The 16,112-nt window shown below is 57.0% G+C and carries 17 protein-coding genes; 10 read left to right on the top strand and 7 right to left on the bottom strand.

Annotated elements, in window-relative coordinates; all coding sequences use genetic code 11:
* Nucleotides 1-60: 60 nt before the first annotated feature.
* From prs to lolB, 3 genes are all read right to left on the bottom strand, one after another.
* Complete coding sequence (gene prs, locus B3511_RS11290; RefSeq protein ID WP_040078464.1) at nt 61-1,008, bottom strand: ribose-phosphate diphosphokinase; 948 nt, start codon at nt 1,006-1,008, stop codon at nt 61-63.
* A gap of 125 nt (nt 1,009-1,133) precedes the next feature.
* Nucleotides 1,134-2,003 carry a 4-(cytidine 5'-diphospho)-2-C-methyl-D-erythritol kinase gene (gene ispE / locus B3511_RS11285; protein WP_286782380.1) on the bottom strand — a complete coding sequence of 290 codons (870 nt, stop codon included), beginning with the start codon at nt 2,001-2,003 and terminating at the stop codon, nt 1,134-1,136.
* Nucleotides 2,000-2,611: a lipoprotein insertase outer membrane protein LolB gene (lolB, locus tag B3511_RS11280; protein ID WP_040075232.1), complete on the bottom strand. Its 612-nt coding sequence runs from the start codon at nt 2,609-2,611 to the stop codon at nt 2,000-2,002. Before lolB ends, ispE begins: the two co-directional genes overlap by 4 nt.
* Nucleotides 2,612-2,811: 200 nt before the next feature.
* Between lolB and hemA the strand changes: the two genes are divergently transcribed.
* Genes hemA through kdsA form a run of 6 tightly spaced genes read left to right on the top strand, consistent with a single transcriptional unit; the run spans nt 2,812 to nt 8,112 of the window.
* On the top strand, nt 2,812-4,068 hold the full coding sequence (gene hemA, locus B3511_RS11275; protein WP_040075233.1) for a glutamyl-tRNA reductase: 1,257 nt from the start codon (nt 2,812-2,814) through the stop codon (nt 4,066-4,068).
* A gap of 42 nt (nt 4,069-4,110) precedes the next feature.
* Nucleotides 4,111-5,193, top strand: a complete 1,083-nt coding sequence (gene prfA / locus B3511_RS11270; RefSeq protein WP_286782377.1) for a peptide chain release factor 1 — start codon at nt 4,111-4,113, stop codon at nt 5,191-5,193.
* Complete coding sequence (gene prmC / locus B3511_RS11265) at nt 5,193-6,023, top strand: peptide chain release factor N(5)-glutamine methyltransferase (protein WP_286782375.1); 831 nt, start codon at nt 5,193-5,195, stop codon at nt 6,021-6,023. The genes prfA and prmC overlap by 1 nt, the downstream gene beginning before the upstream one ends.
* Nucleotides 6,020-6,409 carry an invasion regulator SirB2 gene (gene sirB2 / locus B3511_RS11260; RefSeq protein WP_286782373.1) on the top strand — a complete coding sequence of 130 codons (390 nt, stop codon included), beginning with the start codon at nt 6,020-6,022 and terminating at the stop codon, nt 6,407-6,409. The genes prmC and sirB2 overlap by 4 nt, the downstream gene beginning before the upstream one ends.
* Before the next feature lie 2 nt (nt 6,410-6,411).
* On the top strand, nt 6,412-7,221 hold the full coding sequence (gene sirB1 / locus B3511_RS11255; RefSeq protein ID WP_040075237.1) for an invasion regulator SirB1: 810 nt from the start codon (nt 6,412-6,414) through the stop codon (nt 7,219-7,221).
* Between the two features lie 36 nt (nt 7,222-7,257).
* Nucleotides 7,258-8,112, top strand: a complete 855-nt coding sequence (kdsA, locus tag B3511_RS11250) for a 3-deoxy-8-phosphooctulonate synthase (RefSeq protein ID WP_040075238.1) — start codon at nt 7,258-7,260, stop codon at nt 8,110-8,112.
* Between the two features lie 51 nt (nt 8,113-8,163).
* Here the strand turns inward: kdsA and chaA are convergent, their stop codons facing one another.
* Complete coding sequence (gene chaA / locus B3511_RS11245) at nt 8,164-9,258, bottom strand: sodium-potassium/proton antiporter ChaA (protein ID WP_046885182.1); 1,095 nt, start codon at nt 9,256-9,258, stop codon at nt 8,164-8,166.
* A gap of 270 nt (nt 9,259-9,528) precedes the next feature.
* Here chaA and chaB point away from each other — a divergent pair, with 270 nt between their 5' ends.
* Together chaB and B3511_RS11235 are read left to right on the top strand one after the other, a co-directional pair.
* Nucleotides 9,529-9,759, top strand: coding sequence for a putative cation transport regulator ChaB (gene chaB / locus B3511_RS11240; RefSeq protein WP_046885183.1), 231 nt, complete (start codon nt 9,529-9,531; stop codon nt 9,757-9,759).
* Nucleotides 9,760-9,956: 197 nt separating this feature from the next.
* A complete protein-coding gene (locus tag B3511_RS11235) occupies nt 9,957-10,652 on the top strand; it encodes a gamma-glutamylcyclotransferase (protein WP_040075242.1) in 696 nt (231 codons plus the stop codon).
* Between the two features lie 31 nt (nt 10,653-10,683).
* On the opposite strand, the gene B3511_RS11230 is transcribed toward B3511_RS11235, so the two are convergent.
* The 3 genes from B3511_RS11230 to B3511_RS11220 form a co-directional block, all read right to left on the bottom strand.
* Nucleotides 10,684-10,926 carry a DUF1883 domain-containing protein gene (locus B3511_RS11230; RefSeq protein WP_040075243.1) on the bottom strand — a complete coding sequence of 81 codons (243 nt, stop codon included), beginning with the start codon at nt 10,924-10,926 and terminating at the stop codon, nt 10,684-10,686.
* A 211-nt stretch (nt 10,927-11,137) separates the two neighbouring features.
* A complete protein-coding gene (locus B3511_RS11225) occupies nt 11,138-12,922 on the bottom strand; it encodes a methyl-accepting chemotaxis protein (protein WP_207291886.1) in 1,785 nt (594 codons plus the stop codon).
* 107 nt (nt 12,923-13,029) lie between these two features.
* Nucleotides 13,030-13,383, bottom strand: coding sequence for a DsrE/DsrF/TusD sulfur relay family protein (locus B3511_RS11220; protein ID WP_040075245.1), 354 nt, complete (start codon nt 13,381-13,383; stop codon nt 13,030-13,032).
* Nucleotides 13,384-13,456: 73 nt separating this feature from the next.
* On the opposite strand from B3511_RS11220, the gene nasR reads away from it, so the two are divergent.
* Both nasR and B3511_RS11210 read left to right on the top strand, forming a co-directional pair.
* Nucleotides 13,457-14,635: a nitrate regulatory protein NasR gene (nasR, locus tag B3511_RS11215; RefSeq protein ID WP_286782368.1), complete on the top strand. Its 1,179-nt coding sequence runs from the start codon at nt 13,457-13,459 to the stop codon at nt 14,633-14,635.
* A 229-nt stretch (nt 14,636-14,864) separates the two neighbouring features.
* Nucleotides 14,865-16,112, top strand: a complete 1,248-nt coding sequence (locus B3511_RS11210; protein ID WP_286782366.1) for a CmpA/NrtA family ABC transporter substrate-binding protein — start codon at nt 14,865-14,867, stop codon at nt 16,110-16,112.

The raw sequence follows: 16,112 nt of genomic DNA, 5'->3' as shown, positions 1-16,112 counted from the left end.
ATACAAATGAAACTCACAGACAAAAAAACCCGCCGTAGCGGGTTTTCAGGCTGCGTCCGATTAGTGTTCGAACATAGCCGAGATAGATTCTTCGTTGCTGATACGACGAATCGCTTCGGCCAGCATCCCGGAGAGGGTCAGGGTGCGCACGTTTGGCAGCGCCTTGATCTCATCACTTAACGGGATAGTGTCGCAAACCACAACTTCATCAATAACGGAGTTGCGCAGGTTGTTTACCGCATTACCCGAGAAGATAGGGTGTGTTGCATAAGCAAATACACGCTTAGCACCACGCTCTTTCAGGGCTTCCGCGGCTTTGCACAGGGTGCCGCCGGTATCGATCATGTCATCAACCAGCACGCAGTCGCGGCCAGCAACGTCACCGATGATGTGCATCACCTGAGAGACGTTAGCGCGCGGACGACGCTTGTCGATGATCGCCATGTCGGTGTCGTTCAGCAGTTTGGCAATAGCACGTGCGCGAACCACGCCGCCGATATCCGGAGAAACCACAATAGGATTGTCCAGGTTGAGATGCAGCATATCTTCGAGCAGGATTGGGCTGCCGAATACGTTATCAACCGGAACGTCGAAGAAGCCCTGGATCTGCTCAGCGTGCAGGTCAACCGTCAGAACACGGTCAACGCCTACGCTGGAGAGGAAGTCAGCAACAACTTTAGCGGTAATTGGCACACGCGCGGAGCGGACGCGACGGTCCTGGCGGGCATAGCCAAAGTAAGGGATAACAGCCGTGATACGGCCTGCAGAAGCACGGCGCAGGGCATCGACCATAACAACCAATTCCATCAGGTTGTCGTTCGTTGGAGCACAGGTGGACTGGATGATGAAAATATCACCACCGCGTACATTTTCGTTAATTTGTACGCTGACTTCGCCGTCGCTAAAGCGACCTACAGCGGCGTCGCCGAGAGAAGTGTACAGGCGGTTGGCAATACGTTGTGCTAGTTCCGGGGTGGCGTTACCAGCAAAAAGCTTCATATCAGGCACGAGAAGAACCTCAGGCATGCGTCCAGTGGTGGATAACCTTCGCCAAAAACTGTGCGGGCCAGGCGAACGCTATCCAGGCGGTGTATTAAAGAGCGCGATGCAACGTCTGGAACAGGGTGACGTTGTCACCGAAACTCAGGTTGCGCCAGAATGGCCTGTCGTAGCGGGGAGATGTTCACACCTCGCGCCACAAAACCGTGCAGCCATTCCGGGGCCAGCTCGAGCACCTGACGTGCAGCAGTCTCTGTGTCAAATTCAGCAAAGACACAGGCTCCTGTGCCAGTCAGGCGCGACGGCGCGTATTCTAACAGCCAGGAAAGCGCCGCATCAACCTCGCGAAAACGTTTTCTTGCGATATCCTCGCAATCATTGCTGAATTCACAATTTAATAACGTTTCTATTGACCGCACCGGCGTATTACGTGTTAGCCCCGGATCCTTGAAAATGACCGGCGTCGGAATGCTGACGCCGGGGTGGGCCACCAGGTACCACTTTTCCGGCGGATTCACTGGCGTGAGCACTTCTCCCACCCCTTCGGCAAAGGCCGCGTGACCCCGCACGAAGACCGGGACATCGGCGCCAAGAGTCAGGCCCAGTTCGGCCAGCTCATCGTCAGAGAGCCCGCAGCCCCAAAGATGATTCAATACCACCAGCACCGTGGCGGCGTTAGACGACCCGCCGCCCAGTCCACCGCCCATCGGCAGACGCTTCTCAACGCGAATATCCGCGCCGCTTCCGGCGGGCAGGCGACCGGACTGCTGCGCCGCGTTCATCAGCAGGCGCGCCGCACGCACAATCAGGTTGTCTTCGTTTTCCACCCCGTCAACAGGGGTCAGCAGGTTGAGTTGCCCATCCTGGCGCAACGCAACGGAGAGCGTGTCGCCATAATCAACAAACTGGAATAACGTCTGAAGCGTGTGATAACCATCGGCACGCTGTCCTGTAATGTATAAAAACAGGTTCAGTTTTGCAGGAGAGGGCCAGTGGGTCATCATTTGACAATCCAGTTATCCATTTTCAGCTTGATACGCTGGCTGCCCTCGGTCAGCTCCAGGCTGGAGGGTAGCGCCGTTTTGCCGCTACTGTCATAGCCGCCGTAAACCACTTTCCAGTTTTTACCGTTCTGGCTGTAATTTACCTGGCTCAGGCGATACTGGTCGTCGAGTTTGTAATCGGTGGCATCGCCCGGCAGACCCAGGATCCACTGACGCAGGCTGCTGATGGGGATCGGCATGCCGGTCAGCTTACCAATCATCTCTTCCGCGTCCGTTCCGCTATATTTCTGCCCTTTATTGTCGGTGATCTGCACGGTACCGGGCTGGGCCAGCAGCTCCATTTCGGTGCTGCCCAGCGGGTTCAGCAGCAGCAGACGATAGCGATCCTGGCCGGTCTGTTGCCAGAAGAAGCGGGCGTAGACTTTCTGCTGATCGGACAGGTAGGCGAAGGCGCCACGAGTCTGGTATTGGTTTAACGAACGCACCTCTTGCTGATGCTGGCGCCACTGAGGCGAATCAGGGCTTTTACCCGGCCCTTTTGGCGGAGTAATCGAACATGCAGTAAGCACCAGCGCGGCCAGGGGCAGCAGGCGAATCATTCTGGTCATAATGATGACAAATCCTTGAGATACGTGGCAGTTATAACTGTTAATGCTAGCGTCCCGTCGTGGTAGCGTCTACGTTCAAATTATCTCAAAGCGCGATCTAAGCTATTACTCCGAAAGGGGGCTGTCTCTTTTATTGATCTCGCGCATCCTGTATGATGCGACCTGCTAACCTTATTAACGCTGGTACTACTCCCGCTCACATGACCCTTTTAGCACTCGGTATTAACCACAAAACAGCCCCGGTTTCACTGCGAGAACGCGTTACGTTTTCGCCGGATAATCTCGACCAGGCGCTGGAGAGCCTCCTTGCCCAACCGATGGTGCAGGGCGGCGTGGTGCTGTCGACGTGCAACCGTACCGAGCTGTACCTGAGCGTAGAGGAGCAGGATAACCTGCACGAAGCGCTCATTCGCTGGCTATGTGAATACCATAATCTGAACGAAGATGAGCTGCGAAATAGCCTTTACTGGCACCACGACAACGACGCGGTCAGCCATTTAATGCGCGTCGCCAGCGGCCTGGATTCACTGGTGCTTGGCGAGCCGCAGATCCTCGGGCAGGTTAAAAAAGCCTTTGCGGATTCCCAGAAAGGGCATCTGAAGGCCAGCGAACTGGAGCGCATGTTCCAGAAATCATTCTCTGTCGCCAAGCGAGTGCGAACCGAAACCGACATTGGTGCCAGTGCGGTATCTGTTGCTTTTGCTGCCTGTACTCTGGCGCGTCAAATCTTTGAATCGCTCTCCACGGTCACCGTTTTACTGGTTGGCGCAGGGGAGACCATTGAACTGGTCGCCCGTCACCTGCGCGAACACAAAGTCAAAAAGATGATTATCGCCAACCGCACCCGCGAACGTGCGCAAGCGCTGGCAGAGGAGGTCGGGGCCGAAGTGGTCTCGTTGAGCGATATCGACGCGCGCCTGCAGGAGGCGGATATTATTATCAGCTCTACCGCCAGCCCGCTGCCTATTATTGGCAAAGGCATGGTGGAGCGAGCCCTAAAATCGCGTCGTAATCAGCCGATGCTGCTGGTGGATATCGCCGTCCCGCGCGATGTCGAACCGGAAGTAGGCAAGCTGGCTAACGCGTATTTATACAGCGTGGACGATCTGCAGAGCATCATTTCGCACAACCTTGCCCAGCGTAAGGCGGCGGCGGTGCAGGCAGAGACTATTGTCGAGCAAGAAACCAGCGAATTTATGGCCTGGCTGCGGGCACAAAGCGCCAGCCAGACTATCCGTGAATACCGTGGCCAGGCTGAACAGGTTCGCAATGAACTGACGGCAAAAGCGATGGCAGCCCTCGAACAGGGCGGCGATCCGCAGGTCATCATGCAGGATCTGGCGTGGAAACTGACGAATCGTCTTATCCATGCACCAACCAAATCACTTCAACAGGCCGCCCGTGACGGGGATGACGAACGCCTGAATATTCTGCGCGACAGCCTCGGGCTGGAATAGCGCCCTCTACCCCCAATTTTATTACAAGGTGCACTTACGCCTATGAAGCCCTCTATCGTCGCCAAACTGGAAGCTCTGCACGAGCGTCATGAAGAAGTTCAGGCTCTGCTCGGCGATGCCGCGACCATTGCCGATCAGGAGCGTTTTCGCGCTCTGTCGCGTGAATATGCGCAGCTGAGCGATGTTGCGCGTTGCTTTACCGCCTGGCAGCAGGTTCAGGAAGATATTGAAACGGCGCAGATAATGCTCGACGATCCGGAAATGCGTGAAATGGCGCAGGAAGAGCTGCAGGAGGCCAGGGCCCGTTCCGAAGAGATGGAACAAGAGCTGCAGGTGCTGTTGCTGCCAAAAGATCCGGACGACGAACGCAATGCGTTTGTGGAAGTGCGCGCCGGAACCGGCGGTGATGAAGCGGCGCTTTTTGCCGGCGATCTGTTCCGGATGTACAGCCGTTATGCGGAGTCCCGTCGCTGGCGCGTGGAGATCATGAGCGCCAGCGAGGGCGAACACGGCGGCTATAAAGAGGTGATCGCCAAGATCAGCGGCGACGGTGCTTATGGCCGTCTGAAGTTTGAATCTGGCGGCCATCGCGTGCAGCGCGTGCCGGCGACTGAATCTCAGGGCCGTATCCATACCTCCGCCTGCACCGTGGCGGTGATGCCGGAACTGCCTGAAGCGGAACTGCCGGACATCAACCCGGCCGATCTGCGTATCGATACCTTCCGCTCCTCCGGCGCGGGTGGCCAGCACGTTAACACCACCGATTCTGCAATCCGTATTACCCACCTGCCCACCGGGATCGTGGTGGAGTGTCAGGATGAACGTTCACAGCACAAAAACAAAGCCAAAGCGCTGTCGGTGCTGGGTGCGCGTATCCATGCGGCAGAGGTGGCAAAACGCCAGCAGGCCGAAGCCTCTACCCGTCGTAACCTGCTGGGTAGTGGCGATCGCAGCGATCGTAACCGCACCTACAACTTCCCGCAGGGCCGCGTGACTGACCACCGTATTAACCTCACCATCTACCGTCTGGATGAGACCATGGAAGGCAAGCTCGACGCCCTGATTGAGCCCATCGTGCAGGAGTACCAGGCCGATCAGCTGGCGGCGCTGGCAGAGCAGGATTAATGGATTTTCACCACTGGCTACAGCAGGCTATTGCAGCGCTGGCGGAGAGCGAAAGCCCCCGCCGCGACGCCGAGATCCTGCTGGAGCATGTGACCGGTAAGGCACGCACCTATATTCTCGCGTTCGGTGAAACGCCACTGACGGCCGAACAGCAGGCGCAGCTGGACGAACTGCTGGCCCGACGCAAAACCGGCGAGCCGGTGGCGCATCTGGTCGGAGAACGTGAGTTCTGGTCGCTACCGCTGTATGTCTCTGCGGCCACGCTGATCCCGCGTCCGGATACCGAGTGTCTGGTGGAACAGGCGCTGGCGCGTCTGCCTGCAACTCCCTGCGAGATTCTCGATCTCGGCACCGGTACCGGTGCCATCGCGTTGGCCCTGGCCAGCGAGCGGCCCGATTGCGCTATCACCGCCGTCGACCTGATGCCCGATGCGGTGGCGCTGGCACAACGCAATGTAGCCCGCCACGCCTTAAGCAACGTCACCGTCCTTTGCAGTAGCTGGTTCAGTGCGCTGGGCAACCAGACATTCTCAATGATCGTCAGCAATCCGCCCTATATCGATGAGCTCGACCCGCATCTGTCGCAGGGCGATGTGCGCTTTGAGCCGCTGACCGCGCTGGTGGCGGCCAATGCGGGGCTGGCCGATCTTGACCACATTATTACCAGAGCGCGTCACCACTTGCAGCCAGACGGCTGGCTGTTACTGGAGCACGGCTGGACGCAGGGCGAAGCGGTACGCGAACTTTTTTGTGCGGCAGGCTATACCTCGGTGGAGACCTGCCGTGACTACGGCGGCAATGAACGCCTGACGCTGGGAAAACGGGCATGAGTTTCAGTCTGTTAATCACCCTGCATATTTCTGCCGTGGTACTCACCATCAGTTTTTTCATCCTGCGGTACTGGTGGCGTTACAGCAATAATGCGCTGATAAACGCCCACTGGGTACGCGTTGCGCCGCACTGCGTTGATACCGTCCTGTTTCTTTCCGGGGTCGGTTTAATGTGGAAAACGGGCTATCTGCCCTTTACGCAAGAAGGGGGATGGCTGACTGAGAAGCTGTTTGGCGTTATCATCTACATCGTTTTGGGTTTTATTGCGCTGGGGCGACGTCGTCCGCGCAGCCAGCAGGCGGGGTTTATCGCCTTTTTGCTGGGGCTGGTGGTGCTGTACATCATCATTAAACTCGCCACCACAAGAATACCGTTACTGGGGTAAGTATGAAGTCCTTAGCCGATTTCGAATTTAACAAAGTGCCGTTGTGCGATGGAATGGTCCAGATATCCGAGATAATCCGCGATGATTTCAACGCGCAGTATGTCTACGATGAACTGGAACATCTCGCCAGCCTGGCGCGTGAAGAAATTAGCGAAGCACGTCCACAGGAGTGGCAACTGGAAAAGCTGATTTCGCTTTTCTATGGCGAATGGGGATTCGGCGATAAACGTGGCGTTTATCGTCTGTCGGATGCCCTGTGGCTGGACCAGGTTCTGAAACACCGCCAGGGAAGCGCGGTGTCGCTGGGGGCCATTTTCCTGTGGGTGGCCCACCGTCTGGATATTCCACTGGTGCCGGTCATTTTCCCGACGCAGATGATCCTGCGCGGCGAGTGGCTGGACGGCGAAATGTGGTTAATCAATCCCTTTAACGGCGAGACGCTCAACGAGCACACCCTCGACGTCTGGTTAAAGGGGAACATCAGCCCGGTGGCTGAGCTGTTCAATGAAGATCTGGACGAAGCCGACAACGCCGAGGTGATCCGCAAATTGCTGGATACCCTCAAGTCCGCACTGATGGAAGAGCGGCAGATGGAGCTGGCCTTACGGGCCAGTGAAGTGCTGTTACAGTTCAATCCGGAAGACCCTTATGAAATCCGCGATCGTGGCCTGATTTACGTTCAACTGGAGTGCGACCACGTCGCGCTGAACGATCTGAGCTATTTCGTGGAACAGTGCCCGGAAGATCCGATCAGCGAGATGATTCGCGCGCAGATCAACTCCATCGCGCACAAACCGATTACACTGCATTAATCATAATTCCGATTCACCTTTGAATAAGGCAATCCTATGAAACAAAAAGTGGTTAGCATTGGCGACATTAATGTAGCGAACGACCTGCCGTTCGTGCTGTTCGGCGGCATGAACGTTCTGGAGTCTCGTGACCTCGCCATGCGCATCTGCGAACACTACGTGACCGTGACCCAGAAGCTGGGCATCCCGTATGTGTTCAAAGCCTCTTTTGATAAAGCCAACCGCTCCTCTATTCACTCTTACCGTGGCCCGGGCCTGGAAGAGGGGATGAAAATTTTCCAGGAGCTGAAGCAGACTTTCGGCGTGAAGATCATTACCGACGTACACGAATCCGCACAGGCGCAGCCAGTCGCAGACGTGGTTGACGTCATTCAGCTGCCTGCGTTCCTTGCCCGTCAGACCGACCTGGTCGAAGCGATGGCGAAGACCGGCGCCGTAATTAACGTGAAGAAGCCGCAGTTCGTAAGCCCTGGTCAGATGGGGAATATCGTCGATAAGTTCATCGAAGGCGGTAACGACAAGGTTATTCTGTGTGACCGTGGGGCGAACTTCGGTTATGACAACCTGGTTGTCGATATGCTGGGCTTTGGCGTTATGAAGAACGTCTCTAACCAGTCGCCGGTAATCTTTGACGTCACCCACGCGCTGCAGTGCCGCGACCCGTTTGGTGCCGCGTCTGGCGGTCGTCGCGCCCAGGTGACTGAACTGGCGCGCGCCGGGATGGCAACCGGTCTGGCCGGTCTGTTTATCGAAGCGCACCCGGATCCAGCCAACGCAAAATGCGACGGCCCGTCCGCGCTGCCGTTGGATAAGCTGGAGCCATTCCTGAAACAGATCAAAGCGATTGACGATCTGGTCAAGAACTTTGAAGAGCTGGATACCAGCAACTAATAAAAAAACCCGCCTCGGCGGGTTTTTTTTGGCCTGAAGCCAGACACGCACTCAGGCGAATATTGTCATCAGGTAGGCGGCAAACAGGGCCATATGCGCGGCACCGTTCAGCACGTTGGTACGCCCGGTAGAGAAGGATATCTGGCACAGCAGCAGCGAGGCGACCATTACGATCATCTCGGGTGCGCCCAGAGCGAACTGCAGCTCATTGCCGGTAATAAAGGCAATCAGGGTCACCACGGGTACCGTCAGGGAGATGGTGGCGAGCACTGAACCGAAGAAGAGATTCATGGCGCGCTGCACCTGGTTATTCAATACCGCTTTCAGCGCACCCAGCCCTTCCGGGGATAGTATCAACAGCGCCACCAGGAAGCCGGTAAAGGCCACCGGCGCGTTCAGCTCAGTGAGCAGCGCCTCCAGCGGATTGGCATTCATTTTGGTCACCGCAATCACGGCAATCAGGTGCACGATTAGCCAGACGGCATGCCACAGGCTACTGTGGGCGGAAGGCTTACCGTGGTGCGGATCGTCGCCGTCATCTTCATGTTCATAGACGAACAGACTCTGGTGCGTTTTGGTCTGAATAAGCAGGAACACGCCATACATGGCCGCCGAGATCAGCGCCACCAGCAGGGCTTGCCCGGTGGTGAAGTTGCCGCCCGGTAACGCCATCGGAAAGACCAGCACAATAATCGCCAGCGGGAAGAGGGCGATCAGATACTGTTTGATTCCGAACAGGTTCATATACTGGGTGGCAAATTTGCGCCCACCCAGCAGCAGCGAAAAGCCCACCAGGCCGCCGGTCACAATCATGATGATGGAATAGAGCGTATCGCGCATTAATGTCGGCGCGGCGTCGCCCGTCGCCATCAGCGCGGAAATCAGGCTAACTTCCAGAATAACAACGGAAAGGCTTAAAATGAGCGAGCCGTAAGGTTCGCCGAGACGGTGGGCCAGAACATCCGCATGGCGCACCACGCTGAATGCGCTAGAAAGGATCCCCACCAGCGCCAGGATATTAATGCCGATGACCACTGGCAGTGACTGTGTGCTTCCCCAGAAGTACAGCACAGCCAGTGCCAGCACCGGGAAAATGAGTGACGTCTCCTTGTGGCGGGTCTTAACCGCCTCATGTGTGGTTGTCATGTGTTTCTCCATCAATGCAGGTGCTTGTAATTATAGATAGAAACTGAAGGTCAATAAGTTAACAGAATTCAGTCAATTTCTGATGATGCTTTACTTGATTTTACGGTTTTTAAGATATTTAGAGCAAAGAAGCTATTATTCAGCATCTTTTCTAAATAAATAATGAATAACAATTAATTATAAATCGTTTTCGAACAGTTACTTTCTTTTTCTGGCGCCATTTGGCGTTGTCTACCACACTTAATAAGTTCAGAAAAAGAGAGGTTCACTATGCCCTATAAATCAAAAAGCGATTTACCCGATAGCGTTCAGCATGTGCTTCCTGCCCATGCGCAGGAGATCTATAAAGAGGCCTTCAATAGCGCCTGGGATCAATATAAAGATAAGGATGATCGCCGGGGTGATGACAGCCGGGAGGAGACGGCGCATAAGGTCGCCTGGGCCGCCGTCAAACAGGATTACGAGAAGGGAGAGGACGATAAGTGGCATAAAAAGCGCTAAACGCGCGTCAGGCGTGAGCGCTATCACACCGCAACACTGCAAACTTTGACGAATAAGGCGATTAATCTACCGCCGGGTTGCAAGCGGCGAGGGAATTGCATATCGTCACTGGAACTGCTTTCTAAATGAGCAGTAAAAAGACCTGGATGGTTCAAAAAAAGTTGTCGCAAGGAGGCATGCAGTGGCGGAGGTGCAATGTGTTAACGCGAGATTTCTTAATGAAGGCCGATTGCAAAACGGCCTTCGGTGCGATTGAAGAGTCGCTTCTCTGGTCGGCTGAACAGCGTGCGGCGTCGCTTGCGGCCACGCTGGCCTGCCGTCCGGACGCGGGTCCGGTCTGGATCTTCGGCTATGGTTCGTTAATGTGGAACCCGGCGCTGGAATTTGTCGAGTCGGCCACCGGTACGCTACCGGGCTGGCACCGTGCGTTCTGTCTGCGCCTGACGGCAGGACGCGGCAGCGCCTGTCAGCCGGGACGCATGCTTGCACTGAAAGAGGGCGGACGCACCACGGGGGTGGCCTACCGTCTACCCGATACCGCTCTTGAAGAGGAGCTGGCGCTGCTGTGGAAACGCGAGATGATCACCGGCTGCTATATGCCGAGCTGGTGCAAACTGGAACTCGACGATGGTCGTACCGTTAACGCGCTGGTGTTCATTATGGATCCGCGTCATCCTCTGTATGAATCTGATACCCGCACGCAAGTTATCGCCCCATTGATCGCAGCCGCCAGCGGGCCGCTGGGCACTAACGCACAATATCTCTTCTCACTCGACCAGGAGCTGACGCGTCTGGGAATGCAGGATGAGTGTCTGAATGAGCTGGTAATGAAGGTGCGAGCGTTACTGGACTGTACTCCGCCGGAGAGCCATCTGCGCCCCGGCTACGCCTGAAAAAACGCCCGGGAAGCCGGGCGTTTTCGTTTTAAGCAGCCACAAAACTAATCGAATGCTCCAGCGACTGGCTATGGCTATCGATTAACACCTCCCAGGTGCCGGTATAGGGCACCGTCAGCCAGGCATTATCCCGGTTTTGTACGCTGAGTATATCTGCCTGCGTTTTCTGCGGCGCCTTGCTGTTCATCAGATGGATATGACAACGCTCTGAGCAGCGCACCACCACCGTATCCCCACCAAAAAGTTTTAAACTTGTTTTCACCAGTGCCATTTTTTACCCCGTTATGCGAAAAAACGCGCTCCCTGCGGTTAATCCTGAGCGTGATGTTGTTCACAATCCACTCGCTGCATAACACCAAAGGGGTGGGGTTGGAGTGCTGATTTTGATCAAAAAAAAGAATAAGCCTTAAACAAAAATGACAATCTTTCTGAAAGGGCTTCACTGACGCGCATTTTCACGGTGAATGCGCGTCAGATTAAGATTAAATGCGGAAATGCCCAGCCGTCTCAGCCAGTTCGCCCGCCTGGCCCTGCAGTGCGCTGGCGGCAGCAGCAGATTGTACAACCAGCTCGGCGTTCTGCTGCACCATCCGGTCAAGATGATTCACCGCGTGGTTAATCTCCTGAATCCCTTTCATCTGCTCGTGAGTGGCGACGGTGATCTGGTGCATGATGCCGGACACACTGCCGATACTGGCCACGATCTCCTGCATGCTCTCACCCGCCAGGTGCACATAACGCGAGCCGGTAGCCACACTCTGGGTGGTTGAGTCGATCAGGGATTTGATCTCTTTCGCCGCCTGGGCGCTGCGGCTGGCCAGATTACGCACTTCGCCCGCCACCACAGCAAACCCACGCCCTTGCTCACCGGCGCGCGCCGCTTCCACCGAGGCATTCAGCGCCAGAATATTGGTCTGGAAGGCGATACCGTCGATGACGCTGGTGATATCCCCGATTTTGGCCGAGGCGCTCTCAATAGACTGCATGGTGGTGATCGCCTGAGACACCACATTGCCACCGCGCGAGGCGGCTTCGGTGGCGCGGGAGGCCTGATCGTTTGCTTGTACCGCCGACTCCGTCGACTGCGCCACCGAGGCGGTGATCTGCTCGACAGCGCTGGCGGTTTCACGCAGGCTTGAAGCCGCCTGCTCGGTGCGGCCAGAAAGGTCATGGTTCCCGGCGGCAATCTCCTGGGCGGCGGTTTTCACCGACGCGCTGGCGTCGCGCAGCTGGGCCATCACCACCGACAGCTTGTCGCTAAAGGCGTTAAAGGCGTGGGCAATCTCGGCCACTTCGTCCTGACCTTGCTCTGGCAGGCGCTGGGAGAGATCGTTGGTGCCGTTGGCGATGGCGTGCATGGCGTCGCGAATTTCCGACAGGCGTTTAAGCAGGCGGGCAATGGTGACGTGCACTACCGCGCCGGCGAGCAGGATCAAAATCACCAGCGACAGGGCGGAGGCTTTCAGCATCGAGCGCATACCGCTGGTGGCATCGTGCTGATCCAAAGCCACCACCAGCATCCACTGGGTACCCGGGATCGGCGTGGCGGCAAAGTTCTTCTCGGCACCTTTCAGCAGGCCGGTAGAGGTGTCCCCTTTTTTCAGGGCATTGAGGTCGGCACCGCTGATGGCTTCTGCAAAGGGTTTCAGCGTCAGAGCCGGATCGCTGGCGGCAATGACGCTGCCATCGCTGTTGACCAGCAGGCCGCTGCTGGCCGGCGTGGGATGGATCTCGCGCACGTTCGCCACCACGCTGTCCATCACCACATCCCCCGCCACGACGGCTTTCAGCGTCCCGTTCTCTTTAACCGGTACTGCGAAGGTGACCACCAGTTTACCGGTGCCGGCATCCACGTAGGGAGCCGTTACCGCCGGTGCGTCGGCATTCAGCACCTGCTGATACCACGGGCGTACGGTGGGGTCGTAATCGGCGGGCACGCCGGTCGGGTCAGAAAATTTCGCGGTTTTCGTCGCATAGCCCACATAGACGTTACTAAAACCCGCTGCCTGCGCCAGCTGTTTGAAGACCGGTACTGGATCTTCGGTCAGGGCCACGCTTTGCAGGGAGGTAATCGCGGTCATTTTGGTCGCAACCCAGTCGCCAATGGCGAGGCTATGACTAGAGCCGCTGCTGGCGAGCATATCGCGCTGTGTTTGCAGGTTATCCAGGCGGGTGACCTGGTAGTTGATTACGGTGTTAAGAAGTAACGCGACGAACAGACACCCGACTGCCGCCGCGATAATGCGTGCGCGAATTGACCTGAACATAAGTGAAATACCTGCTGAGTGATTGTAAAGAGCCTATCGGCAACCCAGAGGCAAACTTGATGCTGCAACCGCGTCCATAAGAAAAATATATCTACTGAAGGTTATTATTAGAAAGTTAATACTTTATCGGCGGACAGAGTCCACTGCGCCAGCTCAACCAGCGTCCCGATCTCCACGCCGTCAATCAGCGGTAGCGCCGTGATGCCACGCCCATCGGTGCAAGTTTTGCAGAGTTTAACCGGCACATTTTGCGCCGTCAGGATCTCCAGCATTTGCTGAATGTTATACCCCTCCGCAGGCTTCTGGCCGCGCAGCCCTGCCGTGACCGCATCAGACATTAAAAACAGCTTCAGCTCCGGCGCGTTGTCCTGTTCACGCAGGGCGATGGCCAGACGCAGGCTGTTGAACAGGGATTCACTTCCGTAGGCCGCCCCGTTGGCGATAATCACGATCTTCTGCATAATTTCTCCTGTTAAATGATAAGGCACGGTTATTGCTTACTGATCCTGATACCACCGACCCGGGAGAGTAAGCATGATGAAAATAACGGGCAGTCCACCCGGCGCCAGCGAATGGTTACAGCACGCAAAATTGATGCGTAAACAGCAGCTGTGCAAACTGGCACAGCTGGGTACGCTGGTCAGCCGCATTAGCCATCTGGCGCATATGCTCCAGTGCGAACGCGGCGCCTCGAATATCTGGCTCTGTTCACAGGGTGCGCTGTATGCCCCGGAGTGTAAAGCCAGCCGCGCGCTGGTGGATGAACAGCTGCTCGCTTTTCAGCAGGCGCTGGGCTCACCGCTGATGGCCAGCGCCGCGCTCTGTGAGCGCGTAGCCCATGCCCTGCATCATTTTGAACAGTTGCCCACGCTGCGCGAACAGATCATGGCCCGCACCCTGGCGGCTGACCGCGCCATGGAGCACTATAGCCGCACGCTGCGCCACCTGCTCAGTATCGTGCCGCAACTCAATGATAGCATTGACGATCCGCAAATCGCGGGCCGTTTTGTTGCCCTTTATAGTCTGATGCAGGGCAAAGAGCTGGTCGGGCAGGAGCGGGCGCTTGGCGCCATTGGCTTTACGCAGGGCTTCTTCAGCGACGAGATGCGCCAGACGCTGGTGGACCGCATCGACGGTCAGCAGGCCTGCTTTGACGTTTTTCTCTCACTTACCCCTCAGCAGTTGCAGGAGCATTTCACCTTAAGCACCCCCGGCGCGGAGGCGGAACAGCTGCGTCGTCAGGCCTGCACCCGACAGCCTGCTGCGGACAACGGCGTGCTGGCGCTGCACTGGTTTTCACTGCTGACCGAGCGGCTGGAACACCTGCGCAGCCAGGAAGAGCTGCTCATTGCCGATCTGATGATTGCCGTCGATCGGCTGATTACCCACGCCGACGACTACCCGCCGGAAGCTGCGGCGGTCGGTGAGCCCCTCGGCCACTATCCTGTTCAGCCACTCTTACCGCTGGTTCGCCAGCAGGCGCGCGAGATTGAGCAACTATCGCAGCAGCTGGCATCGATGCGCGACACCCTGGAGGAGCGCAAGATCATCGATAAAGCCAAAAGCGTGCTGATGACTCATCAGCAGATGAGCGAAGATCAAGCCTGGTGTCAGCTGCGTAAGATGGCGATGGACAAGAACCAGCGCATGGTTGATATCGCCCGGGCGCTGCTCACCGTGAAGGCACTCTGGCAGGTAACACCAAAGGAGTAGTTGCACGGTCTGTGGGCATTTGCTGCATGGTTGGGGTGCGTTTTGCTGCCGCCTGGCGTGAAAAAGCCCGCAAATGAAGCCGTTAAAAGCTGGCATCACCTTTGCATTAACTCATTAACCATTTTCGACGACGAGCCAACGGCGGCGCGTCAGTCTTCGGGATAAAGGCGTCCTGCAGTGCTTCGGCACTGTCGGACGCTTTTTTTTTGGCTTTTTTTCAGGAGTGGGCATGGTGGAGTGGACGAGACGGCGATTTTTACAGGCCAGCGCGCTGGCAGGCGGGGCGATGATGTTACCCGGCATCATGCAGGCGGCCTGGGCTGCAGGCTCAGATAAGCCAGAACTGGAAACCGTACGCGTCGGATTTATTCCGCTGACGGACTGCGCCCCGGTGGCTATCGCGGCCCTCAAAGGGTTCGATAAAAAATATGGGATCACCATCGTGCCCACCAAAGAGGCGAGCTGGGCGGCGGTGCGAGACAAGCTGGTCGCCGGCGAGCTGGACGCGGCCCACATTCTCTATGGCCTGCTGTATGGCCTGGAGCTGGGGATTGCCGGTAAGGCCACGCCGATGGCGAACCTGATGACCCTGAACCAGAACGGCCAGGCTATTACCCTGTCGATGGATCTGGCGGAGCAGGGGATACGGGATGCCGAAGGGCTGCACAAGCAGGCCTCTCAGCAGGCGCCGGGGACCTACACCTTCGCCCATACCTTTCCCACTGGCACGCATGCCATGTGGCTCTACTACTGGCTGGCAAGCGCAGGAATTAACCCCTTTGACGATGTGCGCACCGTGGTGGTGCCGCCGCCGCAGATGGTGATGAACATGCGCATCGGCAACATGGTGGGCTTTTGCGTCGGCGAGCCGTGGAACGCCCGCGCCATCAACGACCGAATTGGTTTTACCGCCGCCACCAGCCAGGCGATCTGGCCGGATCACCCTGAAAAAATTCTTGGTACCCGCAGCGCATGGGTAGCGCAGCACCCCAATACCGCCCGGGCGCTGGTCTGTGCCGTAATGGAGGCGCAACGCTGGATCGACGCCTCACCGGAGAATAAACGCGAAACCGCGCAAATTCTTGCCCGCCGGGCCTGGCTCAATACGAAAGAGCAGTATCTCACGGGCCGAATGTTGGGGGCGTACGACAACGGCCTTGGCGACCGCTGGCAGGACAGTCACCCGATCCGCTTTTTTGACGAGGGGGCAGTCAGCTATCCCTGGCACTCCGATGGCATGTGGTTTTTGACCCAGTTCCGCCGTTGGGGGTTGTTGAAAAGCGACCCGGACTATGCCGCTCTCGCCAGCCGCATCAATCGCACTGATATCTGGCAGGAGGCCGCCACGGCGGTCGGCGGGATCACCGCACCCACTTCACCCATGCGCAGCAGCACCCTGATGGACGGCACCGTCTGGAACGGAACCGATCCGAAAGCCTATGCCCGCAATTTTGCCATTCACCGTACGGAGGCCTGA

It is taken from the genome of Leclercia sp. UBA1284, assembly GCF_002308415.1.
Lineage (GTDB): Bacteria > Pseudomonadota > Gammaproteobacteria > Enterobacterales > Enterobacteriaceae > Enterobacter > Enterobacter pneumoniae.
This window is presented reverse-complemented; position numbering and strand designations above follow the sequence as displayed.

Bases quoted from the DNA above. Each gene is read 5' to 3' on its own strand.
- prmC (WP_286782375.1), top strand. From the start codon at position 5,193: ATGGATTTTCACCACTGGCTACAGCAGGCTATTGCAGCGCTGGCGGAG.
- ispE (WP_286782380.1), bottom strand. From the start codon at position 2,003: ATGATGACCCACTGGCCCTCTCCTGCAAAACTGAACCTGTTTTTATAC.
- sirB1 (WP_040075237.1), top strand. From the start codon at position 6,412: ATGAAGTCCTTAGCCGATTTCGAATTTAACAAAGTGCCGTTGTGCGAT.
- prfA (WP_286782377.1), top strand. From the start codon at position 4,111: ATGAAGCCCTCTATCGTCGCCAAACTGGAAGCTCTGCACGAGCGTCAT.
- kdsA (WP_040075238.1), top strand. From the start codon at position 7,258: ATGAAACAAAAAGTGGTTAGCATTGGCGACATTAATGTAGCGAACGAC.
- chaA (WP_046885182.1), bottom strand. From the start codon at position 9,258: ATGACAACCACACATGAGGCGGTTAAGACCCGCCACAAGGAGACGTCA.
- B3511_RS11210 (WP_286782366.1), top strand. From the start codon at position 14,865: ATGGTGGAGTGGACGAGACGGCGATTTTTACAGGCCAGCGCGCTGGCA.
- lolB (WP_040075232.1), bottom strand. From the start codon at position 2,611: ATGACCAGAATGATTCGCCTGCTGCCCCTGGCCGCGCTGGTGCTTACT.
- B3511_RS11230 (WP_040075243.1), bottom strand. From the start codon at position 10,926: ATGGCACTGGTGAAAACAAGTTTAAAACTTTTTGGTGGGGATACGGTG.
- B3511_RS11220 (WP_040075245.1), bottom strand. From the start codon at position 13,383: ATGCAGAAGATCGTGATTATCGCCAACGGGGCGGCCTACGGAAGTGAA.
- chaB (WP_046885183.1), top strand. From the start codon at position 9,529: ATGCCCTATAAATCAAAAAGCGATTTACCCGATAGCGTTCAGCATGTG.
- B3511_RS11225 (WP_207291886.1), bottom strand. From the start codon at position 12,922: ATGTTCAGGTCAATTCGCGCACGCATTATCGCGGCGGCAGTCGGGTGT.
- sirB2 (WP_286782373.1), top strand. From the start codon at position 6,020: ATGAGTTTCAGTCTGTTAATCACCCTGCATATTTCTGCCGTGGTACTC.
- hemA (WP_040075233.1), top strand. From the start codon at position 2,812: ATGACCCTTTTAGCACTCGGTATTAACCACAAAACAGCCCCGGTTTCA.
- nasR (WP_286782368.1), top strand. From the start codon at position 13,457: ATGATGAAAATAACGGGCAGTCCACCCGGCGCCAGCGAATGGTTACAG.